Genomic DNA, 18,616 nt, shown 5'->3' with positions numbered 1-18,616 from the left:
AAGCCCGCCATTCTACGGTAAGGCAGGTGTAAAGCGATCAATACTTGACGATGACACCGACGCCCAGGCTGCGCTGGAAGTAGTTGTAGTCGATCATGCTCTGGCCATAACCAGCGAACGCATTGACATAGCCCTTGATCGGGCCGACGAGCGGGAACGCCCAACCGACCTGGACTGCACCCTTGTCGGTGCTGAAGTTACGGCGCACGAGGGCCGAGACTTCATGGCCGCTACCCATGCGGTAATTGCCGGCCAGCTCGAAGCGGCCCATGAAATCGGTGATGTCCGGGTTGTTGTCGTCTTCCAGCGATTCATTGACGCGCTTCCAGAGCTTGGCGGTCATGGTCAGTGGGCCACGTTCCAGGCCCACTTGGGCGTAGTAGCGGTTCCAGCTGCGCGACAGGCTCGACGACTGGCCGTTCGACTGGTGCACGAAGCCCAGGTTCAGGAAGCGGAAGTTGATACCGGCCAGGGCAAAGTCCAGTGGCATGACTGCCATGATCTCCGGCTGGTAATTGGTTTCACGGAACGGGCTCGATGCCTTGTGGTTGGCCGCTTGCCAGAACGAATTCTGGGTGTAGCCGAACCAGACGTCGATCGGTTGCTCGAACAGGGTTTCGACCAGTTTCATCTTGACGCTGAGCTGGAATTCCAGTTCGGCCTTCGACAAGCCTTCAGCATCCGGGTCGGTCGCCAGGAAGTCCGCATACGGCGCTTCGTTCGGACGGTGAGTACGGGTGGCGATCAGATAGTTGGGGTGGTGCGGACGGAACTTGAATGCGCCGCGCTTGTCGCGCGAATCGAGTTCCCAGTGGCTGCTCAGCGTGTATTCGGCGGCGGCCTGGACGGCTGGATCGATGGTGGCGCTGTGGTCGACGGCGCTGTTCAGCGGTGCGTCAAACGCGCTCTGGGCGGCCACGGCCGGCGAGACGACCGGGGTCGATGCGGCAGTCGCGGCAGCGGCGCTGCCGGTATTGGCAACGCGGTCGAAGCAGGCGAGGCGCTGGGCGCTGTCGAGAATCGGGGTGCATTCGGCCAAAGTGGCCGGCTGGCTCTGTGCCATGACTGGCAGCGCCAGCAGCAATGGAATCAGGGCGAGGGAATGGGAGAGGCTCGGTCGGTATGCGTACATGGTTATTTTTCTGGAAAATTCGTTCGTGCGACAACCGGTGCCCGGACGCCGTCGAAACGGAGTGTCGCGGAATTCGGCTGTTGATGTCGCACGAATATTGTGGTTAAGCATGTTCCGTTGTGAAATTTCCACAACTGCATGCGGGGATGTGGTATGTCAGCCCGGTACCAGCAGGTCGAGCTGTGCCTGGTCGAGGAAGCACCACTCGCCTTCTTCGAGCCCCAGCGCAGCCAGCGTCAAGCCGCCGATCTGGGCCCGGTGCAGCGCACTGCAATGGTTTTCCGCGGCGGCCAGCATGCGCTTGACCTGGTGGTACTTGCCCTGCTCCAGCACGATCTCGATGGCGCGTTCGTCCAGTTTGACGCACGACACCGCCTTCAATGGCGCCGGCTCGTCGTGCAACTGCACGCCGGCGAGCAGATTTGCGACGAGTTCATCTGTCACCGGCTCGGCCGTGGTGGCGTGGTAGACCTTCGGCACGTGCCGCTTGGGCGACGATTGCGCGTGGATGAACGGGCCATCGTCCGACATCAGGAGCAAACCGGTCGTGTCATGATCGAGCCGCCCGACTGGTTGCACATCGCGCCAGGTAAATTGTTCTGGCAACAGTGTCAGCACGCCAGGATGGTGGCTGGGCTTGCGCGAGCATTCGAAGTTGGCCGGCTTGTACAGCGCTATATAGACGTGCTCGCGGTAAGCCCATTCTTCGTCGAACACAGTCAGCACCAGGCCATCGGTGTCGAAAGTGGCCTTGAAGTTATCAGTAACTTCGCCATTGATGGAGACGTCACCGTCCTCGATCAGGGCGCGGCAGTATTTGCGGGTGCCGAATCCCTGCGATTGCAGGATGCGGTCTAGGGACAATTTACTCATGGGGCGAGACTTTACCAGAACAGGTCGGGCGGCGACAGGCTGACGTAGAAGGCAATGTTTTTTAGTCAACATGCATGCCGCGATTCATTTGAGCAGCGTCAAGTCTGAAGAAATTCCTATTGATAGACTTCAACATGTTAGGAATCCGCCTAACGACCCTGATGGTTGTTTGCCATACATCAAGGTGCAATTCCGCCAGAGAACAGGACTGAACGTGAACGATGATCTCGACACCTGCTATGAAAAGCTTTCCCCGCACGAAGTGCACTGCGCCCGGCAGCGCCTCGCACGAGCGCATGCGGCGCTTTTTCCCACGTTGATGGCCTTGTCGCGCTGGAGCAGCGGCGCCCGCCCGCTGCTGCAAGACGACGAGTTCCGGCTGCGCGCCGCGTGGTTTGCACGTGTCGGCGGCGACCATCAGGACTGGCTCGAGCGCGGCGGCTTTGCCCAGCATGACGATTTGCCGCCACTACGCCAGCCCACCATGTGGCACCCGCCGCGCCTCGTGACGCCATTGACACCCCAGGCGGCTGACACCACGACCGACCACGATAATGATAACGACAACGACAACGACAACGATCTGGACCACCCGTCACGCCGCACCGGCCGCGATGACGACGCCCGTCAGTGCGGCAGCCTGACCTGACCCCGGCAACGCCCACTACGGCAGCACGGTCAGCACCACCATCGGCACCCATCCACGACGGCTGGCACGACAGAGGCTGACAAGCCCGCGCCAGCCGCAACGACCTGCCCCACCAAAAGAAAACGACGGCCAGGGCCGTCGTTTCCAATCCCGCCGCGCGCATATACGTGCTCGGGACAGTCCTACCGCGAGGAATGACAATTCTCTCGAAAACCGCACAGCAGTGCGGTCGCCAGCGTTCACCGTCCGGGATCAATTGGCAAGCAAGTTGACTGATCCACCGCAGCGTCGGCCACCGTTTAACTATAGCCGCATATCCTGCGGTTTCAAGAACAAAATGCTTACCGCAATTTGGGTACGGCGCTGTGATACGCCGCCCTCACAGCGCTTTCACCCACCGATGCACCAAATTTCTTCAGCACCCGCTCGGGCAAGCCTTCGTGCGCCGTGTAGTCGACGATGTCTTCCGCCTTGACGATGTCGCGCGCCACTGTATCGACCGTGCCAAAGGCATCGGCCAGACCCATGTCGACGGCGCGCGCACCGGTCCAGTAGAGGCCCGAGAACGTCTCTGGCGTTTCTTTCAGGCGCTTGCCGCGTCCGGCGCGCACCACCGAAATGAATTGCTGGTGGATTTCGTTGAGCATGGTCTGGGCATGCTCGCGGTGTTTTTCCGACTGCGGGCTGAAAGGATCGAGAAACCCCTTGTTTTCGCCGGCCGTCAGCAGGCGGCGCTCGACACCCAGCTTTTCCATCGTGCCGGTAAAGCCGAAGCTGTCCATCAGCACGCCCACCGAGCCGACGATCGAGGCCTTGTTGACATAGATGCGGTCGGCCGCCGAAGCAATGTAGTAGCCGCCCGAGGCGCAGATCTCGTCGACCACGACATACAGCGGTTTATCGGGATAGCCGCGCTTGAGGCGCTGGATTTCGTCGACGATGATGCCGGCCTGCACCGGGCTGCCGCCCGGGCTGTCGATACGCAGCACGACGGCTGCCGAGCCGGGATCGGAGAACGCCTTGTTCAGCGACGGAATCACGGTGTCGGCCGCGCCGCTGCCTTCGGCCTCGATTTCGCCGTTGATTTCGATCAGCGCCGTGTGGCGGCCGAGGTTTTCGGTGTCGCCACTGGCGAAGTTGAAGTCGTAGTAGGCCCATAGCGCCAGCAGCGCCACGATCAGGAAGCCGAGCTTGAAGAAGATGCTCCAGCGGCGCGCCGAGCGCCGTTCCTGGACGGTGGCAAATACCAGTTTCTCGAGCGTGTCGCGCTCCCAGTTGCTCATCGTCGGATTCGACGCGAGCCGGCTGTCGCCAGGTTGGTCAATGCTCGTAGGGTCACTCATAAAGTCGGGAAAGTGGACGACGAAACGCCGTCCCCGCGCGTCACGCGCGGGGCTGTTCGTGCGGCAGTCAGTATATCTTGCCAGCGCCGTCGTGTACGGTCGGCAAGGCCATGCTTACGACGCTGGCCCGCCGCGCCCCCGACTTCAGGCATGCTCGAGCAGCCAGGCATGCAGCTCGGGGATGTTCTTGGCAGAGAACAATGGCTGACAGGCGTGGAGCTGGCTGACCGGATGCGCACCGAACTCGACCGCAATACCGGCCGCGCCCGCATTGGTGGCCATCAGCAGGTCATGCGTGGTGTCGCCGATCATCACTGTGCGGCGCAAATCCTGGCCGAGCTCGCGCGTGAGCTCTTGCAGCATTGCCGGATGCGGCTTGGAGAATGTCTCATCGGCGCAACGTGTTGCATCAAAAATCGACAGCAGCCCCGTCGCATTGAGCGCGCGGTTCAGACCGACACGGCTCTTGCCGGTGGCCACGGCCAGGAAATAGCCTTCGCTCGACAGCGCATTGAGCATCTCGGGCACGCCCTTGAACAGCACCAGCTGGTGGTCCTTGGTCAGAAAATGGTGCCGGTAACGCTCGACCATGCGCGGATACAGCGCCGGCTGGATATCGGGCATCACCGCCTGCATCGCCTCGGCCAGGCCGAGACCGATGACGTGCGCGGCCGACGAATCGGTGGGCACCGGCAAGCCCAGGTCGCGCGCAGCCGCCTGGATGCATTTGACGATGGCCGCGGTACTGTCCATCAAGGTGCCGTCCCAATCGAAGACGATCAGGTCGAATTGTTTTCTAGCCATAATTAGTGGCGGCCAGGCCGCCGGTCCCCTGTTGTTTTTTATTGGTGCGCTTTCGTACTTGCGCGATTCGATTGCTGTGCGCCAGGTGGTGTTACACCGGGGCGCCCAGACTTGTCAGGAAGCGCTCGCACTCGACCGGCATCGGCGCGCGCAAGGTCATGCGCTCGCCCGAATCCGGATGCGTAAACGTGATCTGGTGCGCGTGCAAAAACATGCGTTTGAGCGCGCCACGGCTTTCATTTGCCTTGTGCAATTGCTTGTTGAACGCGAAGTCACCGTATTTTTCATCGCACAGGATCGGGAAGCCCGACGACGCCAGGTGGACCCGGATCTGGTGCGTGCGCCCCGTCTTGAGCTCGGCTTCAAGCAAGGCGAAATTGTGCCATTTTTTTAACAAACTGAAAATCGTGTGCGCTTCCTGGCCGCCGGCCTGGACCAGCACGCGCTTCTCGCCTTCCGCGCTCGTGTATTTATGCAGCGGCAAGCGGATGTGCTGGCGCTTGTTCACCCAGTCGCCTTTTACGGCCGCAAAGTAACGCTTGTCGGTCGTGCCTTCGCGCATCTGGTCATGCAGATGCGTCAGCGCGCTGCGTTTCTTGCCGATCAACAGCAAGCCCGAAGTTTCGCGGTCGAGCCGGTGCACCAGTTCCAGAAACTTCGCTTGCGGCCGCGCAGCGCGCAATTGTTCGATCACACCGTACGACACGCCCGAGCCGCCATGCACGGCCACGCCGCACGGCTTGTCGATCACGAGCAGGTGCGCGTCTTCGTAGACCACCGCAAATTCGGCGCCGGGCGCGGCGTTTTCGGTCGACTTTTCGGCGATGCGAATCGGGGGAATACGGACGGTGTCGCCGGCGACCAGGCGATACAACTGGTCGATACGGCCCTTGTTGACACGCACTTCGCCGGAGCGAAGGATGCGGTAGATGTGGCTCTTTGGTACGCCTTTACAGACACGCAACAGGTAGTTGTCGATGCGCTGGCCGGCTTCTTCTTCGTCGATTGTCACAAACTGCGCTTGCAGTGCTGCGGGGGATGAAGGGGGGACGCTATCGTTCTGCATTGCCATTCGGTCTGTCTTCCCAGAAATTCTCTCTAAGTCCTTCATTTTGAATATATAATCGACAGGCGGTGGTCAAACCTCTGCTGGTGTAAGAATTAAAATGAAATTTTACACTGGGGCACGCCCCATCGGCCCCGCCAAGTGCAAATTCGATGGAAAGAACGTGTACGCACATCCTTGCGCCAATCAAGGTTGCAACCGATTTGTAATCGGATTGCGCGCAATGATGCCGGATTGGATTGTCAGGATTCTTAAGGATAAGTACCAGCAAGCATCCTTAACAAAGTGCTTGCCGGTTGATGGTGTCGATAACGCTTGTCGTTTTCGCCGACCCCGCTGCTGCAGCATCCACACCGCTTGAGCAAGGCTGTCTCTTCGCCTCCAGGCCGGCTGATGGTTGCTGGCGCCCAGGTTCGGCTGGCTGTGGCACACCCTCCCTTGTTCGCTGCTGTGCCAACCCCAATGTGGTGGCAGGTGACGAACAAAAGTTGCGGCGTGTTTAGACAATGACGTTCGGCCCCACAGCGCCCTGTTGCGGCAGCGAAATCACTTTGCTGTTTTTGCTGTATCGCACGCCCGGGCATACCCCCTCCTGTCACCCGTCCCCGCATACATCCCTGTAGCTGCGCCGCCCGTGAGGGCGGCCTTCACACGGCCCCCGGGTCACGGAGTACTAAAAATGAAACGCATGTTGTTTAACGCGACGCAGCAAGAAGAGCTGCGCGTCGCCATCGTCGACGGCCAGAAGCTGATCGACATCGATATCGAGACTGCCGGTCGCGAACAGCGCAAGTCGAATATCTACAAGGGTGTCATCACCCGCATCGAACCCTCCCTCGAAGCCTGCTTCGTCAGCTACGGCGAAGACCGCCACGGCTTCCTCCCCTTCAAAGAAGTCGCCCGCACGTATTTCCGTGAAGGTGTCGACGTGCGCAATTGCTCCATCAAGGAAGCGCTGCGCGAAGGCCAGGAAATCATGGTCCAGGTCGAAAAAGAAGAACGCGGCAACAAGGGCGCTGCCCTGACCTCGTTCATCTCGCTGGCCGGCCGCTACCTGGTCTTGATGCCGAACAACCCGCGCGGCGGTGGCGTATCGCGCCGTGTCGAAGGCGAAGAACGCCAGGAACTGCGCGAAACGATGGACAAGCTCGATTTGCCGCAAGGCATGTCGGTGATCGCCCGCACTGCCGGCATCGGCCGCAATGTCGAAGAACTGCAGTGGGACCTGAACTACCTGATGCAACTGTGGCGCGCAATCGAAGGCGCCGGCAAGTCGTCCAACGGCGCGTTCCTGATTTATCAGGAGTCGTCGCTCGTCATTCGCGCGATCCGCGATTACTTCCAGCCGGACATCGGTGAAGTGCTGATCGACACCGACGAAATCTATGAACAGGCGCAGCAGTTCATGAGCCACGTGATGCCCGACATGGCGCACCGCGTGAAGCGTTACAGCGACGACGTGCCGCTGTTCTCGCGTTTCCAGATCGAACACCAGATCGAAACCGCCTACGCGCGCACCGTGCCGCTGCCATCGGGTGGCGCGATCGTGATCGACCACACCGAAGCGCTGGTCTCGATCGACGTCAACTCGGCCCGCGCCACGCGCGGTTCGGACATCGAAACGACCGCCTTCAACACCAACTGCGAAGCGGCCGACGAAGTGGCGCGCCAGTTGCGCCTGCGCGATCTGGGCGGCCTGATCGTGATCGACTTCATCGACATGGAAGTGGCCAAGAACCAGCGCGAAGTCGAACAGCGCCTCAAGGACGCGCTGCACCATGACCGTGCCCGCGTCCAGATGGGCAAGATTTCCCGCTTCGGCCTGATGGAACTGTCGCGCCAGCGCCTGCGTCCGTCGCTGTCGGAAGGCTCCCACGTGACCTGCCCGCGCTGCTCGGGCACCGGCCACATCCGCGATACCGAATCGTCGGCCCTGCAAGTCCTGCGCATCATCCAGGAAGAGGCGATGAAGGAAAACTCGGCCGCGATCCACGTGCAGGTGCCGGTCGATGTCGCTGCATTCCTGCTCAACGAAAAGCGCGGCGAAGTACTCAAGATCGAGAACCGCCATCGCATCACCGTGATCCTGATCCCGAACAAGCATCTGGACACGCCGCATTACAAGCTCGAGCGCATCAAGCACGACGATCCGCGCCTCGAAGATGCGCACGCCAGCTACGCGATGGCCGAGTCGGCCGATACCGACATGGCCTACGCGAAACGCCAGAAAGAAGAAACCAAGCCGCGCCAGGAAGCCGTCGTCAAGACGATCACGCCGGCCCAGCCTGCGCCACTGGTCGACCGCAGCGAAGCAGCCAAGCCAGTCAAGCCAGCCGCCGCCCCTGCCGTGGCGGTGCCCGTGCCTGCGCCGGTGGAAGAAGAAGGTTTCTTCGCCAAACTGCGCAACTTCTTCTTCGGCAAGCCCGAACCGAAAGGCGTCGCACCAGCTGTCCTGGTCGAAGTGCCTGTCACCACCCCTGCCCAGGCAGAGCGCGACCGCAACAATCGCAGCAAGAATGGCCGCACCGGTGGCCGTCCGGCTGGCAAGCCGGGCCGTGAGCGTGAAGAGCGCGAGCCGGTTGCCAAGACTGGCGCACCGGGCGAAGAGCTGGCCAAGGGCCCGGACGCCGAAGCGCGTCCGCCACGCCCGCCGCGTCCTCCACGTCCACCGCGCGAAGGCCGTGAACCACGTGAACCACGCGACCCGGCCGACGCCGCGCCACGCGCCGAAGGCGCCGAGCGTCCTGAACGTGCCGAACGCAAAGAGCGCCAGCCGCGCCAGCCACGCGAGCGCACCGAGCGTACCGAACGCACCACCCAGGTCATCGAAGCCAAGCTCGACGAAATCAATGTCAGCCAGGTGGTGTCGAACACCACTGTCGCCGTGACCACCACCGGTCCGGAAGGCAGCCAGGAAGTCGTGCAGCAAGTCATCAAATCGGTGACCACGATCGGCCCGGATGGCGAAGAAGTCGAGATGGATGGCGACGAGCCACGCCGTCGTCGTCGTCGCGGTGGCCGTAACCGCAACCGTCGCGATCGTGACCAGATCGAAGGCGAAGGCGGCGAAGGCAACGAAGACGCACCAGCGTTCGCGCCGGTAGCGGACGAAGAAGTGGCCAAGGTCGCGGCAGCAGCGCGCGCTGCCAAAGCCAAGCCGGCCCAGGGAGGCGCCCAGGCGCCATGGCCGTTCCCGACCTCGGCATCGATCGCTGCCAGGGATGTTGTGGCGCAATCGTCAGTAGCAGCGCCAGCACCAGCGGCAGCGCCGGTGGTGGCCCACGCGGCGCCGGTCGAGGGCAATATGTTCCCGACATCGGCATCAATGGCGGCAGCGGCGGCCGAAGCTGCGCCGACCAACGTCGAGCCAGTCAACTTCCCGACGGCAGCGTCAATGGCGGCGTCGGCAGCGGTATCGGCACCAGCACCGGCATCGGCCGAACCGGTCATGTTCCCGACGGCGGCATCGGTGGCGGCTGATCATGCTGCGGCAGAGCCTGTCGTGGCCGAGCCTGCACCTGCACCGGCGCCGGTCGAACCGGCGCCAATGGTGGAAGTTGCCGCTGCGCCGGTGGTGGAACCCGTGGCTGCCGTGGCGGTCGAGCCGGCGCCGGTAGCAGCAGCGCAAGTGACCACGGCGCCTGCGCCAGTGGCTGCAGCGCCAGCGCCGAAGCTGGACGACATGCTGGCCGAAGCCGGCCTGCAACTGGCCGCGACCGACCCTGAAAAGCTGCGCGCCGCCCAGGCCGCAGCAGCGCAAACAGCCACGCCGGTGCGCGTGGGCCGTGCCCGCAAGCCGGTCGTCGTACCGGTCGATGAGCCACTGGTGCAGGTCGATACCAGCCGCGAGTAAGCAGTAAGCAGTAAGCAGTAAGCAGTAAGCAGTAAGCAGTAAGCAGCAGTACCGTACGTCGTTCCCGCGCAGGCGGGAACCGAAGTTTATTAGCGTGACGATAACGCTAGCAACTTAGGTTCCCGCATGCGCGGGAACGACGCATTTGGGCCGCGTTACCACCTCCAACGACACACCCTCGCCCGGCAGTATTCACGGGCGCATGCTATCGTATTGGAATGGCTGAAAAAATCATCCTTATCAATGACCTGCGCTCATCGAAGCTGCGGGTCCCGGCTGTGCCGGAAGCACCGACTGGCCTGCTGAGCGACGCGCTCGGCAGGCCGCTGCACGACTTGCGCATTTCCGTCACCGACCGCTGCAACTTCCGCTGTGTGTATTGCATGCCGAAGGAAGTGTTCGACAAGGATTACCAATACCTGCCGCACGGCGACCTGCTGTCGTTCGAAGAGATCACGCGCGTGGCGCGCCTGTTCGTCGCGCACGGCGTCGAAAAGCTGCGCCTGACGGGCGGCGAGCCGCTGCTGCGCAAGAATCTCGAACGCCTGGTGGGGATGCTGCGTGCGTTGCCTAAGCCCAGCGGCCGCCCGCTCGACCTTACATTGACGACCAACGGCTCGATCCTGGCGCGCAAGGCGCAAGCCCTGAAAGACGCTGGCCTGGACCGCGTCACGGTCTCGCTCGACGCGCTCGACGATGGCGTGTTTCGCAGCATGAACGACGTCGACTTTTCGGTGGCCGACGTGCTGCACGGCATCGACACCGCGCATGCCGTGGGGCTGGGGCCGGTCAAGGTCAATATGGTCGTCAAGGGCGGCACCAATGTCGACCAGATCCTGCCGATGGCGCGCCACTTCAAGGGCTCGCCCACGATCCTGCGCTTCATCGAATTCATGGATGTGGGCGCGTCGAACGGCTGGGACATGCGTGACGTCGTGCCGTCGGGCGACGTGGTGCGCCGCATCTCGGCCGAGCTGCCGCTGGCACCGGTGGCCGCCAACTACAGCGGCGAGACCGCGTCGCGCTGGCGCTACCTCGATGGCGATGGCGAGATCGGTGTGATTTCCAGTGTCACACAAGCGTTCTGTGGCGACTGCAGCCGCCTGCGCCTGTCGACCGAAGGCAAGCTGTACACATGCCTGTTCGCCACCCGTGGCCACGATCTGCGCGAATTGCTGCGGGCCGGCCACGACGATCTGGCACTCAGTGGCGCGATCGCGCAACTGTGGCGCGGGCGGGCCGACCGCTATTCCGAAACCCGCACGGCAGAGACCGGCATTGGGCAGCTGGACGGGCCACGACGGGTTGAAATGTCGTATATCGGTGGCTAATTGACGATGCACACAGGCTTGATCAGCGGATTGGTTCTGGCGGGCGGCCGTGGCTCGCGCATGGGGAACGTGGACAAGGGCTTGCAGCCGTTCCGTTCCAGCACGATGGTCGAGCACGTACTGGCGCGCCTGCGGCCGCAAGTCGGGCCGCTGGCCATCAGCGCCAACCGCAATCTCGAGACCTACCGCGCGTTTGGTGCGCCCGTGCTGACCGACGAGATGGCCGACTTTCCGGGTCCGCTGGCCGGGCTCGAAACGGGTTTGCGCCACTGCGCCACGCCGTATCTGCTGACCGTGCCGTGCGATTCGCCGTTCCTGCCATCCGATCTGGCCGCGCGCCTGTTCGCTGCGCTGCAAGAACAGAATGCGGACGTGGCCTACGCCGCGACGCACGAGGCAGGCCTGCGGGTCCAGCCGCATCCGGTGTTCTGCCTGGTGCGCGCTGACCGTCTGCCTGCCCTGTCCCGTTATCTGGCCGAAGGCGGCCGCCGGGTCGAAGGCTGGTACGGCGAGCTCAAGGCCGTCGAGGTCGTGTTCGACGACGCGGATGCGTTTCGCAACATCAACACGCTCGACGAACTGCGCGGGCTCGAGCAACCTGCCTTCCCCGCCAGCCTGGCCCAGGTGGCCAGCTGCATCAACGGCTACGACCCGGACGCGCTGCCGGTGCGCGATGCCCAGCGCATCATCCGCGAATTCGTCCAGCCGGTGCGCGCCATCGAGATGGTGGCGCTGCGTGCAAGCCTGGGCCGCGTGCTGGCGCGCGACCTGGTCTCGCCGATCAACGTGCCGGCGCACGACAATTCGGCAATGGACGGCTACGCGCTGCGCGGCGCCGATCTTCCGCAGGCTGGGGTGGCGGGTTTCAAGGTGGTCGATATCGTCTATGCGGGCAAGCCGTCCGCTGTCGTGCCCGGTCCCGGTGAGTGCGTACGCATCACGACGGGCGGCGTGATGCCGGCTGGCTGCGACAGCGTGCTGCCGCAGGAATTTGCCGACAGCGGCGACGACGTTGCGATGACCGTGCGCGCCGGCGCCATCCGCGCCGGCGACAACCGCCGGCGGGCGGGCGAAGACCTCAAAATCGGCAGCGCAGCGCTGAAGGCCGGCCGCATCATCCGCCCGGCCGACCTGGGACTATGCGCCTCGCTGGGCTTTGCCGAAATCCCGGTGCAACGGCGCCTGCGCGTAGCATTCTTTTCCACCGGCGACGAGCTGCGTTCGATCGGCGAGCCGCTGGCCGAAGGCTGTGTCTATGACAGCAACCGCTACACGATCTACGGCATGCTGACTCGCCTGGGCTGCGAGATCATCGACATGGGCGTCGTGCCCGACAGCCCGCAAGCGCTGGAAGACGCGCTGCGCACCGCCTGTGAAAATGCCGACGCGATCATCACGTCGGGCGGCGTCTCGGTCGGCGCCGCCGACTACACCAAACAGGTGATGGCGCAGCTGGGCGACGTCACGTTCTGGAAAGTGGGCATGCGCCCGGGCCGCCCGCTGGCATTCGGGCGCGTCGCATCGAACGGCCGCAGCGCCTTCCTGTTCGGTCTGCCGGGCAATCCGGTGGCCGTGATGGTGTCGTTCTATTTCTTCGCGCGCGACGCGCTGCTGCAGATGATGGGCGCGAACGCGCCGCTGCCGCTGCTGCAAGCGCGCTCGTCCGAGGCGATCCGCAAAAAGCCAGGCCGCACCGAATACCAGCGCGGCATCGTCGCACGCGGCCCCAACGGCGCCCCCGAAGTGCGCCTCACTGGCGCCCAAGGCTCAGGTATCCTGCGCTCGATGTCCGAAGCCAACTGCATGGTCGTGTTACACGATGAGCAAGGCAACGTGGCAGCCGGCGACATGGTGGACATCCTGCCCTTCGAAGGCCTGTTCTAAGCACCCGCATCAACCCAAATGTTGCCCGCCAGCCCTTACGATCCAATTAGGGTCAGAGTCGAATTGTTTGACAACTTTGGGTAATTGCCCATTAATTCGACTCTGACCCTAATTAATTTTGGCCGGTTTTGCGACCAAATCGAGTCACCCTGGAAATTGAATTCCAACCGGAATCAGATTCGGCGTTTTGCGGCTGCAAACGCGCCAAAACAATTAGGGTCAGAGTCGAATTCTTTGACAACATTGAGAAATTGCCCATTAATTCTACTCTGACCCTGATTGTTTTTTGGGGCTTGCGGGCGCTGTGCCGGGGTGTCAGTCTTCGCGTTCCAGGCCGTCAGAGCCTAGGAGTAATTGTGCGGCTTCGGTCGGCAACGCCTCCACCGACTTGAGCTTGCGGGCCATCTGGCGGCTGCGCACCTCGGCGTTTTCGATGTTTTTGGCGGCGCGCTCCAGCGTCGTCCTGGTTGCGGCCAGCACGTCGCCGAACTTGGTGAACTCGGTTTTTACTGCGCCCAGCACCTGCCACACTTCGGATGAGCGCTTTTCCAGCGCCAAGGTGCGGAAACCCATTTGCAGGCTGTTGAGCAAGGCGCTCAGTGTCGAGGGGCCGGCGATCGTCACGCGCAGCGTACGCTGCAGGTCGTCGGCCAGGCCCGGGCGGCGCATCACTTCGGCGTACAGGCCTTCGGTCGGCAAAAACAGGATCGCGAAATCCGTCGTCTGTGGCGGCGAGACGTATTTGTCGCAGATGGTCTGGGCCTCGCGCCGCACCGCCCGTTCCAGCTCGGCGCCGGCGCGGATGACGCCCTCGGCATCGGCGATGTCGGCTGCGGCCTGCAAGCGCTCGTACTGCTCCTTCGGGAACTTGGCGTCGATCGGCAGCCACAGTGGCGCGCCGCCTTCGACGGCGCCCGGCAGCTTGATCGCGAACTCCACCCGCGCGTTCGATCCCGCCACCGTCTCGACGTTCTTCGCATACTGCTCGACCGTCAACACCTGCTCGAGCAGCATCTCCAGCTGCACTTCGCCCCACGTGCCGCGCGTTTTCACATTGGTCAAGACGCGCTTGAGGTCACCCACGCCGATGGCCAGTTGCTGCATCTCACCCAGGCCCTGGTGGACTTTTTCCAGCCGTTCGGAGACCTGGCGGAACGACTCCGTCAGCCGCGTTTCCAGCGTCGCGTGCAGCTTTTCGTCGACCGTCTGGCGCATCTCTTCCAGGCGCTTGCCGTTGTCCGCCTGCAGGTCGCGGATTTTGGATTCCAGCGTGTTGCGCACTTCGAGCATGCGCTGGGCGTTCGATTCGGTCAGATTGCCCAACGTTTGCTGCAGCGTGTCGGCAAAGCGCTTCAGCGCGCGCGCCTGCTCTTCACGCCCGCTGCTCGATTGCAGCTGCATCTGCTGGCGCATGCTGTCGAATTGCTGGACCGATGCATTGTGATATTGGGCCAGGTGGCCGGCGGTCTCCTGGCGCGTCGACTGCGCGCTGGCCTGCAGTTCCTGGCGCAGCTCGCGCTCGAGCCGTTCGATGTGCGCGCCATCGCCGCTGCCGCGCAGGCGCAGCAAGGCCAGCACCAGCAACGCGATGATGAGCGCGAGGCCCGCCAGGATCAGGATCTCTGCTGTCGTCATCAAATCAATCGGCCTTGTTGCGCATCCAGTCGGCGGTCTGGAAGAAGGACGTCATCAGGCGTAGCCGCAGCGCCTCGTCGTAGCCCAGGTCTTCCATCGCCCACGCCATCGCGCGCAGCCACGCGTCGCGCTCCTTCGTGCCGATCGCGTACGGCAGATGGCGCGCACGCAGGCGCGGGTGGCCGTAGCGCTCGATGTACAGGTCCGGGCCGCCCATCCACCCGGACAAAAACATGAACAGCTTGTCGCGCGAGCTGTCGTTGGGCACCGGGTGCATCACGTGGATGTTGGCGAAATCCGGCTCGAGCTGCATCAGGTCATAGAAGCGGTCGACCAGCGCGCGCAGGCGCTCGGCGCCGCCCATGATGTCGTACAGCGTCTGCGAGTCGGTCGGCGCGGCGGTCTGCATATCCGTCATTGCCTACGCTTCCCGCAAGGTCTGCAGCGGCGGCTGACGCAGCACGCCGCGCAGGCCGAACCAGCCGCCGATGATCGCGCACAGGATCCCCACCACCAGGCCAGCCAGCCACACGCTTGGCGCGAACGTCCACGGGAATTTAAATTGGTACGTCGCCAGTGCCCAGCCCAGCGCTGCGGCGCCGGTCGCGGCGAGAAGGCCGGACAGCCCGCCCACCAGCACGAACTCGATCCGCTGCGCCCGCGCCAGTTGCTGACGCGTCGCGCCCAGCGCCCGCAGCAGGCCACCTTCACGCGTGCGCTCGGACGTCGATCCCATCAGCGCCGCATACAGCACCAGCACACCCGAGGCCAGCGTGAACAGGAACAGGAACTCGACCGCGACCACCACCTGATCCAGCACGTCCTGCAGCTGGCGGATGATGCCCGAGACGTCGACCACGGTCAGGTTCGGGTACGCGCGCGTGAGCGCATTGCCCAGATTCGCGCCTTCGGCCGGCACGTGGAACGCCGTCATGTAGGTGGTCGGCGCATTGGCCATCGCCGCCGGATTGATGATGACGAAGAAGTTGGCGCGCATCGAGCCCCATTCGAGCTTGCGCACGCTGGTGATCTTCGCGTCCACCATCAGCCCCGCCATGTCAAAGCGCAGGCTGTCGCCCAGCTTCAGGCCGAGGCGCTCCATGATGCTCTTTTCGACCGAGGCTTCGGCCAGACCAGGGGCGTCCTTGAACCACGCGCCCTCGACGACCTCGTTCCCCTCTGGCAGGGCATTGGTCGTCGACAGGTTGAATTCGCGATTGGCCAGGCGGCGCGCCTCGCCATCGGCGAAGGTATCGCTCTTGATGGCAGCGCCGTTGATCGCCGTGAGGCGCCCGCGGATCATCGGGAACAGCACCGGTTCCTTCACGTTGGCCGCCACCAGCTGGCCTTCGACGCCCTTGGTTTGCTCGGGCAGGATGTTGATCACGAAGCGGTTCGGTGCGTCGGCCGGCGTGGCCGACTGCCAGGCCGTCATCAGGTCGCCCCGCACGACGGTCAAGAGCAGCAGCGCCATCAGGCCGAGCGACAGCGACACCACCTGCACGACCGTGGCGCCGGGCCGGCGCTGCAGCGACGTGACGGCAAAGCGCCAGGCCTGCTGCGGGAACAGGTTGCGCATGCGGCGCAGGAGTTTGAGGCCAAGCCAGGCCACGAGCGCGAACAAGGCGAAGCCGCCGAGGAAGCCCCCGGCCGTGATCAGCGCCAGCGTCAGGTCGCCCGCCTGCCAGAACAGCAGCAGGAAGAAGGCGCCCACGCCCAGGCCATAGGTCGCCAGCGCGGCCGGTTGCGGCGTGCCGGCTTCGCGCCGGATCACGCGGTTGTGCGGCACATTGCGTAACTGCAGAATCGGCGGCAGCGCAAAGCCCACCAGCAGCAGCATGCCCGTGGCCACGCCCTGAAGCGCCGGCAGGAGCGAGACCGGCGGCAGCTCGGTGCGAATCAGCGACGCGATCAGTTCGAGCAGCACGAAGTGCGCGCCAAAACCCACCAGCACGCCGATCACGCTGCCCAGCAAGCCGACGAGGGCAAACTCTGTCACGTACATGACGGTGACCTGGTTCTGGGTCAGGCCCAGGCAACGCAGCATCGCGCAGGCATCCAGGTGGCGGCCCATGAAGCGGCGCGCCGCCATCGCCACGGCCACCGCCGCCAGCATCGCCGACAAGAGGCCCACGAGCGACAGGAACAACCCCGCCCGATCGAGCGTCGCCCGCATTTCAGGGCGCCCGTTCTCCAGCGTTTCGATGCGCACGCCCTTGAGGTTGCCGTCCTTGATCTGCGCGCGCAGCCAGGTTTCGTAGGCTTTGATGGCCGCCAGGTCATTGCGGTTGGTCGAGGCAATCTGCAGCCGGAAGTCCACGCGGGCGAAATCGTCAACCAGGCCCGTGGCTTTCAGATCGTCGGTCGACAGCATCACGCGCGGCGCAAAGTTCGCGAACGACCCACCTTTATCGGGCTCGGTAGCGATCAGCTGTGCGATGCGCAACTGGCTGTTGCCCAGCGTGAGCATGCCGCCCACTTGGGTCGACAGCTGCGCGAGCAGGCCCGGATCGACCCACACCGTGCCGGGTGCCGGCACGGCGCGTGTCGGCTCGCCGCGCGCGCCACTGGCCGCGACAGGATCGGTCGTGATCTTCATCTGGCCGCGCAGCGGATAGCCTTTTGATACGGCCTTGATCGACGAGAGCTGCGCCAGCGACTCGTCGCCCTCGCCTGCCTGCGCCATGCTGGGGAAGGTCACCGTGTCGGCCAGCAGCAGGCCGCGCCGCGTGGCTTCGTCGCGCCAGGCCTGGGGCACCGGGTCATCGGTCTTGACCAGCAGGTCGGCGCCCAGCAACTGGTGCGCGTCGCGGTCCATGCCGGCGCGCATGCGGTCGGTGAAGAAGCCGACCGACGTAAGCGCCGCCACGGCGACGATCAGCGCCACGAGCAGAAAGCGCAGTTCACCGGCGCGCCAGTCGCGCGCCGTCATGCGAAGTGCCTGGACGAACATGGCGTCGCTCCGTGGTTGGATTAGGCGTTAGCGAAAAAGTCGTCGACTTCGGCCAGGAAGGCGCGCTTGCGCTCCGGGTCGATGAAGGCGGCCTGGAAGCTGTTGCGTGCCAGTTGCTGTGCGTGCGAGGCATCCAGCGGCAAGGCATCGAAGGCAGCGAAGTAGTTCTCGTTGACGTAGCCGCCGAAGTAGGCCGGATCGTCCGAGTTGACCGTGACGGCCAGGCCCGCGTCGAGCAAGGTACGCAGATTGTGCGAACCCATGACGTCGAACACGCGCAGCTTGATGTTCGACAGCGGGCACACCGTCAGCGCCATCTGCTCGCGCACCAGGCGCTCGACCAGGGCCGGGCTTTCCAGACTGCGTACGCCGTGGTCGATGCGCTCGACCTTGAGCACGTCGAGCGCGCTTTCGATATAGGCTGGCGGCCCTTCTTCGCCGGCATGCGCGACCAGGCGCAGGCCCAGGTTACGGGCGCGCTCGAACACGCGCGCGAACTTCTCGGGCGGATGGCCGACCTCGGACGAATCGAGGCCCACGCCGATGAACTTGTCACGGTATGGCAGCGACTCGTCGAGCGTGGCGATGGCGTCGTCTTCCGACAGGTGGCGCAGGAAGCACATGATCAGTTCGGCGCTCAGCGGCGCATCCTGGCAGGCGCGCCAGATACCGTTGATGACGGTCTCGAACGGCACGCCGCGCGCGGTGTGCGTTTGCGGGTCGAAGAAGATTTCGGTGTGGCGGATATTGTCGGCATGCGCACGCGCCAGGTAGGCGGCGGTCATGTCGTAGAAGTCCTGCTCGGTCAGCAGCACGCTGGCGCCCGCATAGTAAATGTCGAGGAACGATTGCAGATCGTTGAAAGCGTAGGCATCGCGCAACGCTTCGACCGAGGCATAGGCCAGCTGGACGTTATTTCTTTGTGCCAGAGCAAAAATCAGTTCTGGCTCGAGCGAGCCCTCGATATGGATGTGCAGTTCAGCCTTGGGCATGTTCTGCAGCAGGGTGCGCAAGCGGTCGTCAAGCATGGTGTTCTCCAACAGGTGTTCAGTGAATAAGGTCGCGGTGAAGCGACCGGCAAGTGTAACGCATG

At 63.7% G+C, this 18,616-nt stretch carries 13 protein-coding genes; 4 read left to right on the top strand and 9 right to left on the bottom strand.

All coding sequences use genetic code 11. From position 1 onward, the window contains the following. Positions 1-37: 37 nt before the first annotated feature. Both RCH14_RS20435 and RCH14_RS20430 read right to left on the bottom strand, forming a co-directional pair. Positions 38-1,132: a phospholipase A gene (locus RCH14_RS20435; protein ID WP_343027929.1), complete on the bottom strand. Its 1,095-nt coding sequence runs from the start codon at positions 1,130-1,132 to the stop codon at positions 38-40. Positions 1,133-1,288: 156 nt separating this feature from the next. After that, positions 1,289-2,005 (bottom strand): 16S rRNA pseudouridine(516) synthase, encoded by a 717-nt coding sequence (locus RCH14_RS20430; protein WP_343027928.1) that lies wholly within the window; start codon positions 2,003-2,005, stop codon positions 1,289-1,291. A gap of 214 nt (positions 2,006-2,219) precedes the next feature. Here RCH14_RS20430 and RCH14_RS20425 point away from each other — a divergent pair, with 214 nt between their 5' ends. Further along, entirely contained in the window at positions 2,220-2,654 is a 435-nt protein-coding gene (locus RCH14_RS20425) for a hypothetical protein (protein WP_343027927.1), read from the top strand. A 341-nt stretch (positions 2,655-2,995) separates the two neighbouring features. On the opposite strand, the gene RCH14_RS20420 is transcribed toward RCH14_RS20425, so the two are convergent. From RCH14_RS20420 to RCH14_RS20410, 3 genes are all read right to left on the bottom strand, one after another. Further along, the gene (locus RCH14_RS20420; protein WP_343027926.1) at positions 2,996-3,997 is read right to left on the bottom strand and encodes a S49 family peptidase; all 1,002 of its coding nucleotides are present in this window, start codon (positions 3,995-3,997) and stop codon (positions 2,996-2,998) included. Positions 3,998-4,141: 144 nt separating this feature from the next. Next, positions 4,142-4,801 carry an HAD-IA family hydrolase gene (locus tag RCH14_RS20415; RefSeq protein WP_343027925.1) on the bottom strand — a complete coding sequence of 220 codons (660 nt, stop codon included), beginning with the start codon at positions 4,799-4,801 and terminating at the stop codon, positions 4,142-4,144. A 91-nt stretch (positions 4,802-4,892) separates the two neighbouring features. Then, entirely contained in the window at positions 4,893-5,873 is a 981-nt protein-coding gene (locus RCH14_RS20410; RefSeq protein ID WP_343027924.1) for an RluA family pseudouridine synthase, read from the bottom strand. 673 nt (positions 5,874-6,546) lie between these two features. On the opposite strand from RCH14_RS20410, the gene RCH14_RS20405 reads away from it, so the two are divergent. From RCH14_RS20405 to glp, 3 genes are all read left to right on the top strand, one after another. Next, positions 6,547-9,720 (top strand): Rne/Rng family ribonuclease, encoded by a 3,174-nt coding sequence (locus RCH14_RS20405; RefSeq protein WP_343027923.1) that lies wholly within the window; start codon positions 6,547-6,549, stop codon positions 9,718-9,720. A gap of 218 nt (positions 9,721-9,938) precedes the next feature. Next, the gene (gene moaA / locus RCH14_RS20400) at positions 9,939-11,051 is read left to right on the top strand and encodes a GTP 3',8-cyclase MoaA (protein ID WP_343027922.1); all 1,113 of its coding nucleotides are present in this window, start codon (positions 9,939-9,941) and stop codon (positions 11,049-11,051) included. Positions 11,052-11,057: 6 nt separating this feature from the next. Beyond that, positions 11,058-12,935 (top strand): gephyrin-like molybdotransferase Glp, encoded by a 1,878-nt coding sequence (gene glp, locus RCH14_RS20395; RefSeq protein WP_343027921.1) that lies wholly within the window; start codon positions 11,058-11,060, stop codon positions 12,933-12,935. A 315-nt stretch (positions 12,936-13,250) separates the two neighbouring features. Here the strand turns inward: glp and rmuC are convergent, their stop codons facing one another. The 4 genes from rmuC to RCH14_RS20375 are packed head-to-tail and all read right to left on the bottom strand — an operon-like array spanning position 13,251 to position 18,551. Beyond that, positions 13,251-14,570: a DNA recombination protein RmuC gene (gene rmuC / locus RCH14_RS20390; RefSeq protein WP_343027920.1), complete on the bottom strand. Its 1,320-nt coding sequence runs from the start codon at positions 14,568-14,570 to the stop codon at positions 13,251-13,253. Positions 14,571-14,574: 4 nt separating this feature from the next. Then, complete coding sequence (locus tag RCH14_RS20385) at positions 14,575-14,988, bottom strand: group II truncated hemoglobin (RefSeq protein WP_343027919.1); 414 nt, start codon at positions 14,986-14,988, stop codon at positions 14,575-14,577. Positions 14,989-14,991: 3 nt separating this feature from the next. Beyond that, positions 14,992-17,523 (bottom strand): FtsX-like permease family protein, encoded by a 2,532-nt coding sequence (locus RCH14_RS20380; protein WP_343027918.1) that lies wholly within the window; start codon positions 17,521-17,523, stop codon positions 14,992-14,994. A 20-nt stretch (positions 17,524-17,543) separates the two neighbouring features. Then, entirely contained in the window at positions 17,544-18,551 is a 1,008-nt protein-coding gene (locus tag RCH14_RS20375) for an adenosine deaminase (RefSeq protein WP_343027917.1), read from the bottom strand. Positions 18,552-18,616: the final 65 nt, after the last annotated feature.

Source organism: Massilia sp. MP_M2 (assembly GCF_039123635.1).
GTDB lineage: Bacteria > Pseudomonadota > Gammaproteobacteria > Burkholderiales > Burkholderiaceae_D > Telluria.
Note: the sequence above shows the minus strand (reverse complement) of the source record. Positions and strands in the feature narration are given on the sequence as shown.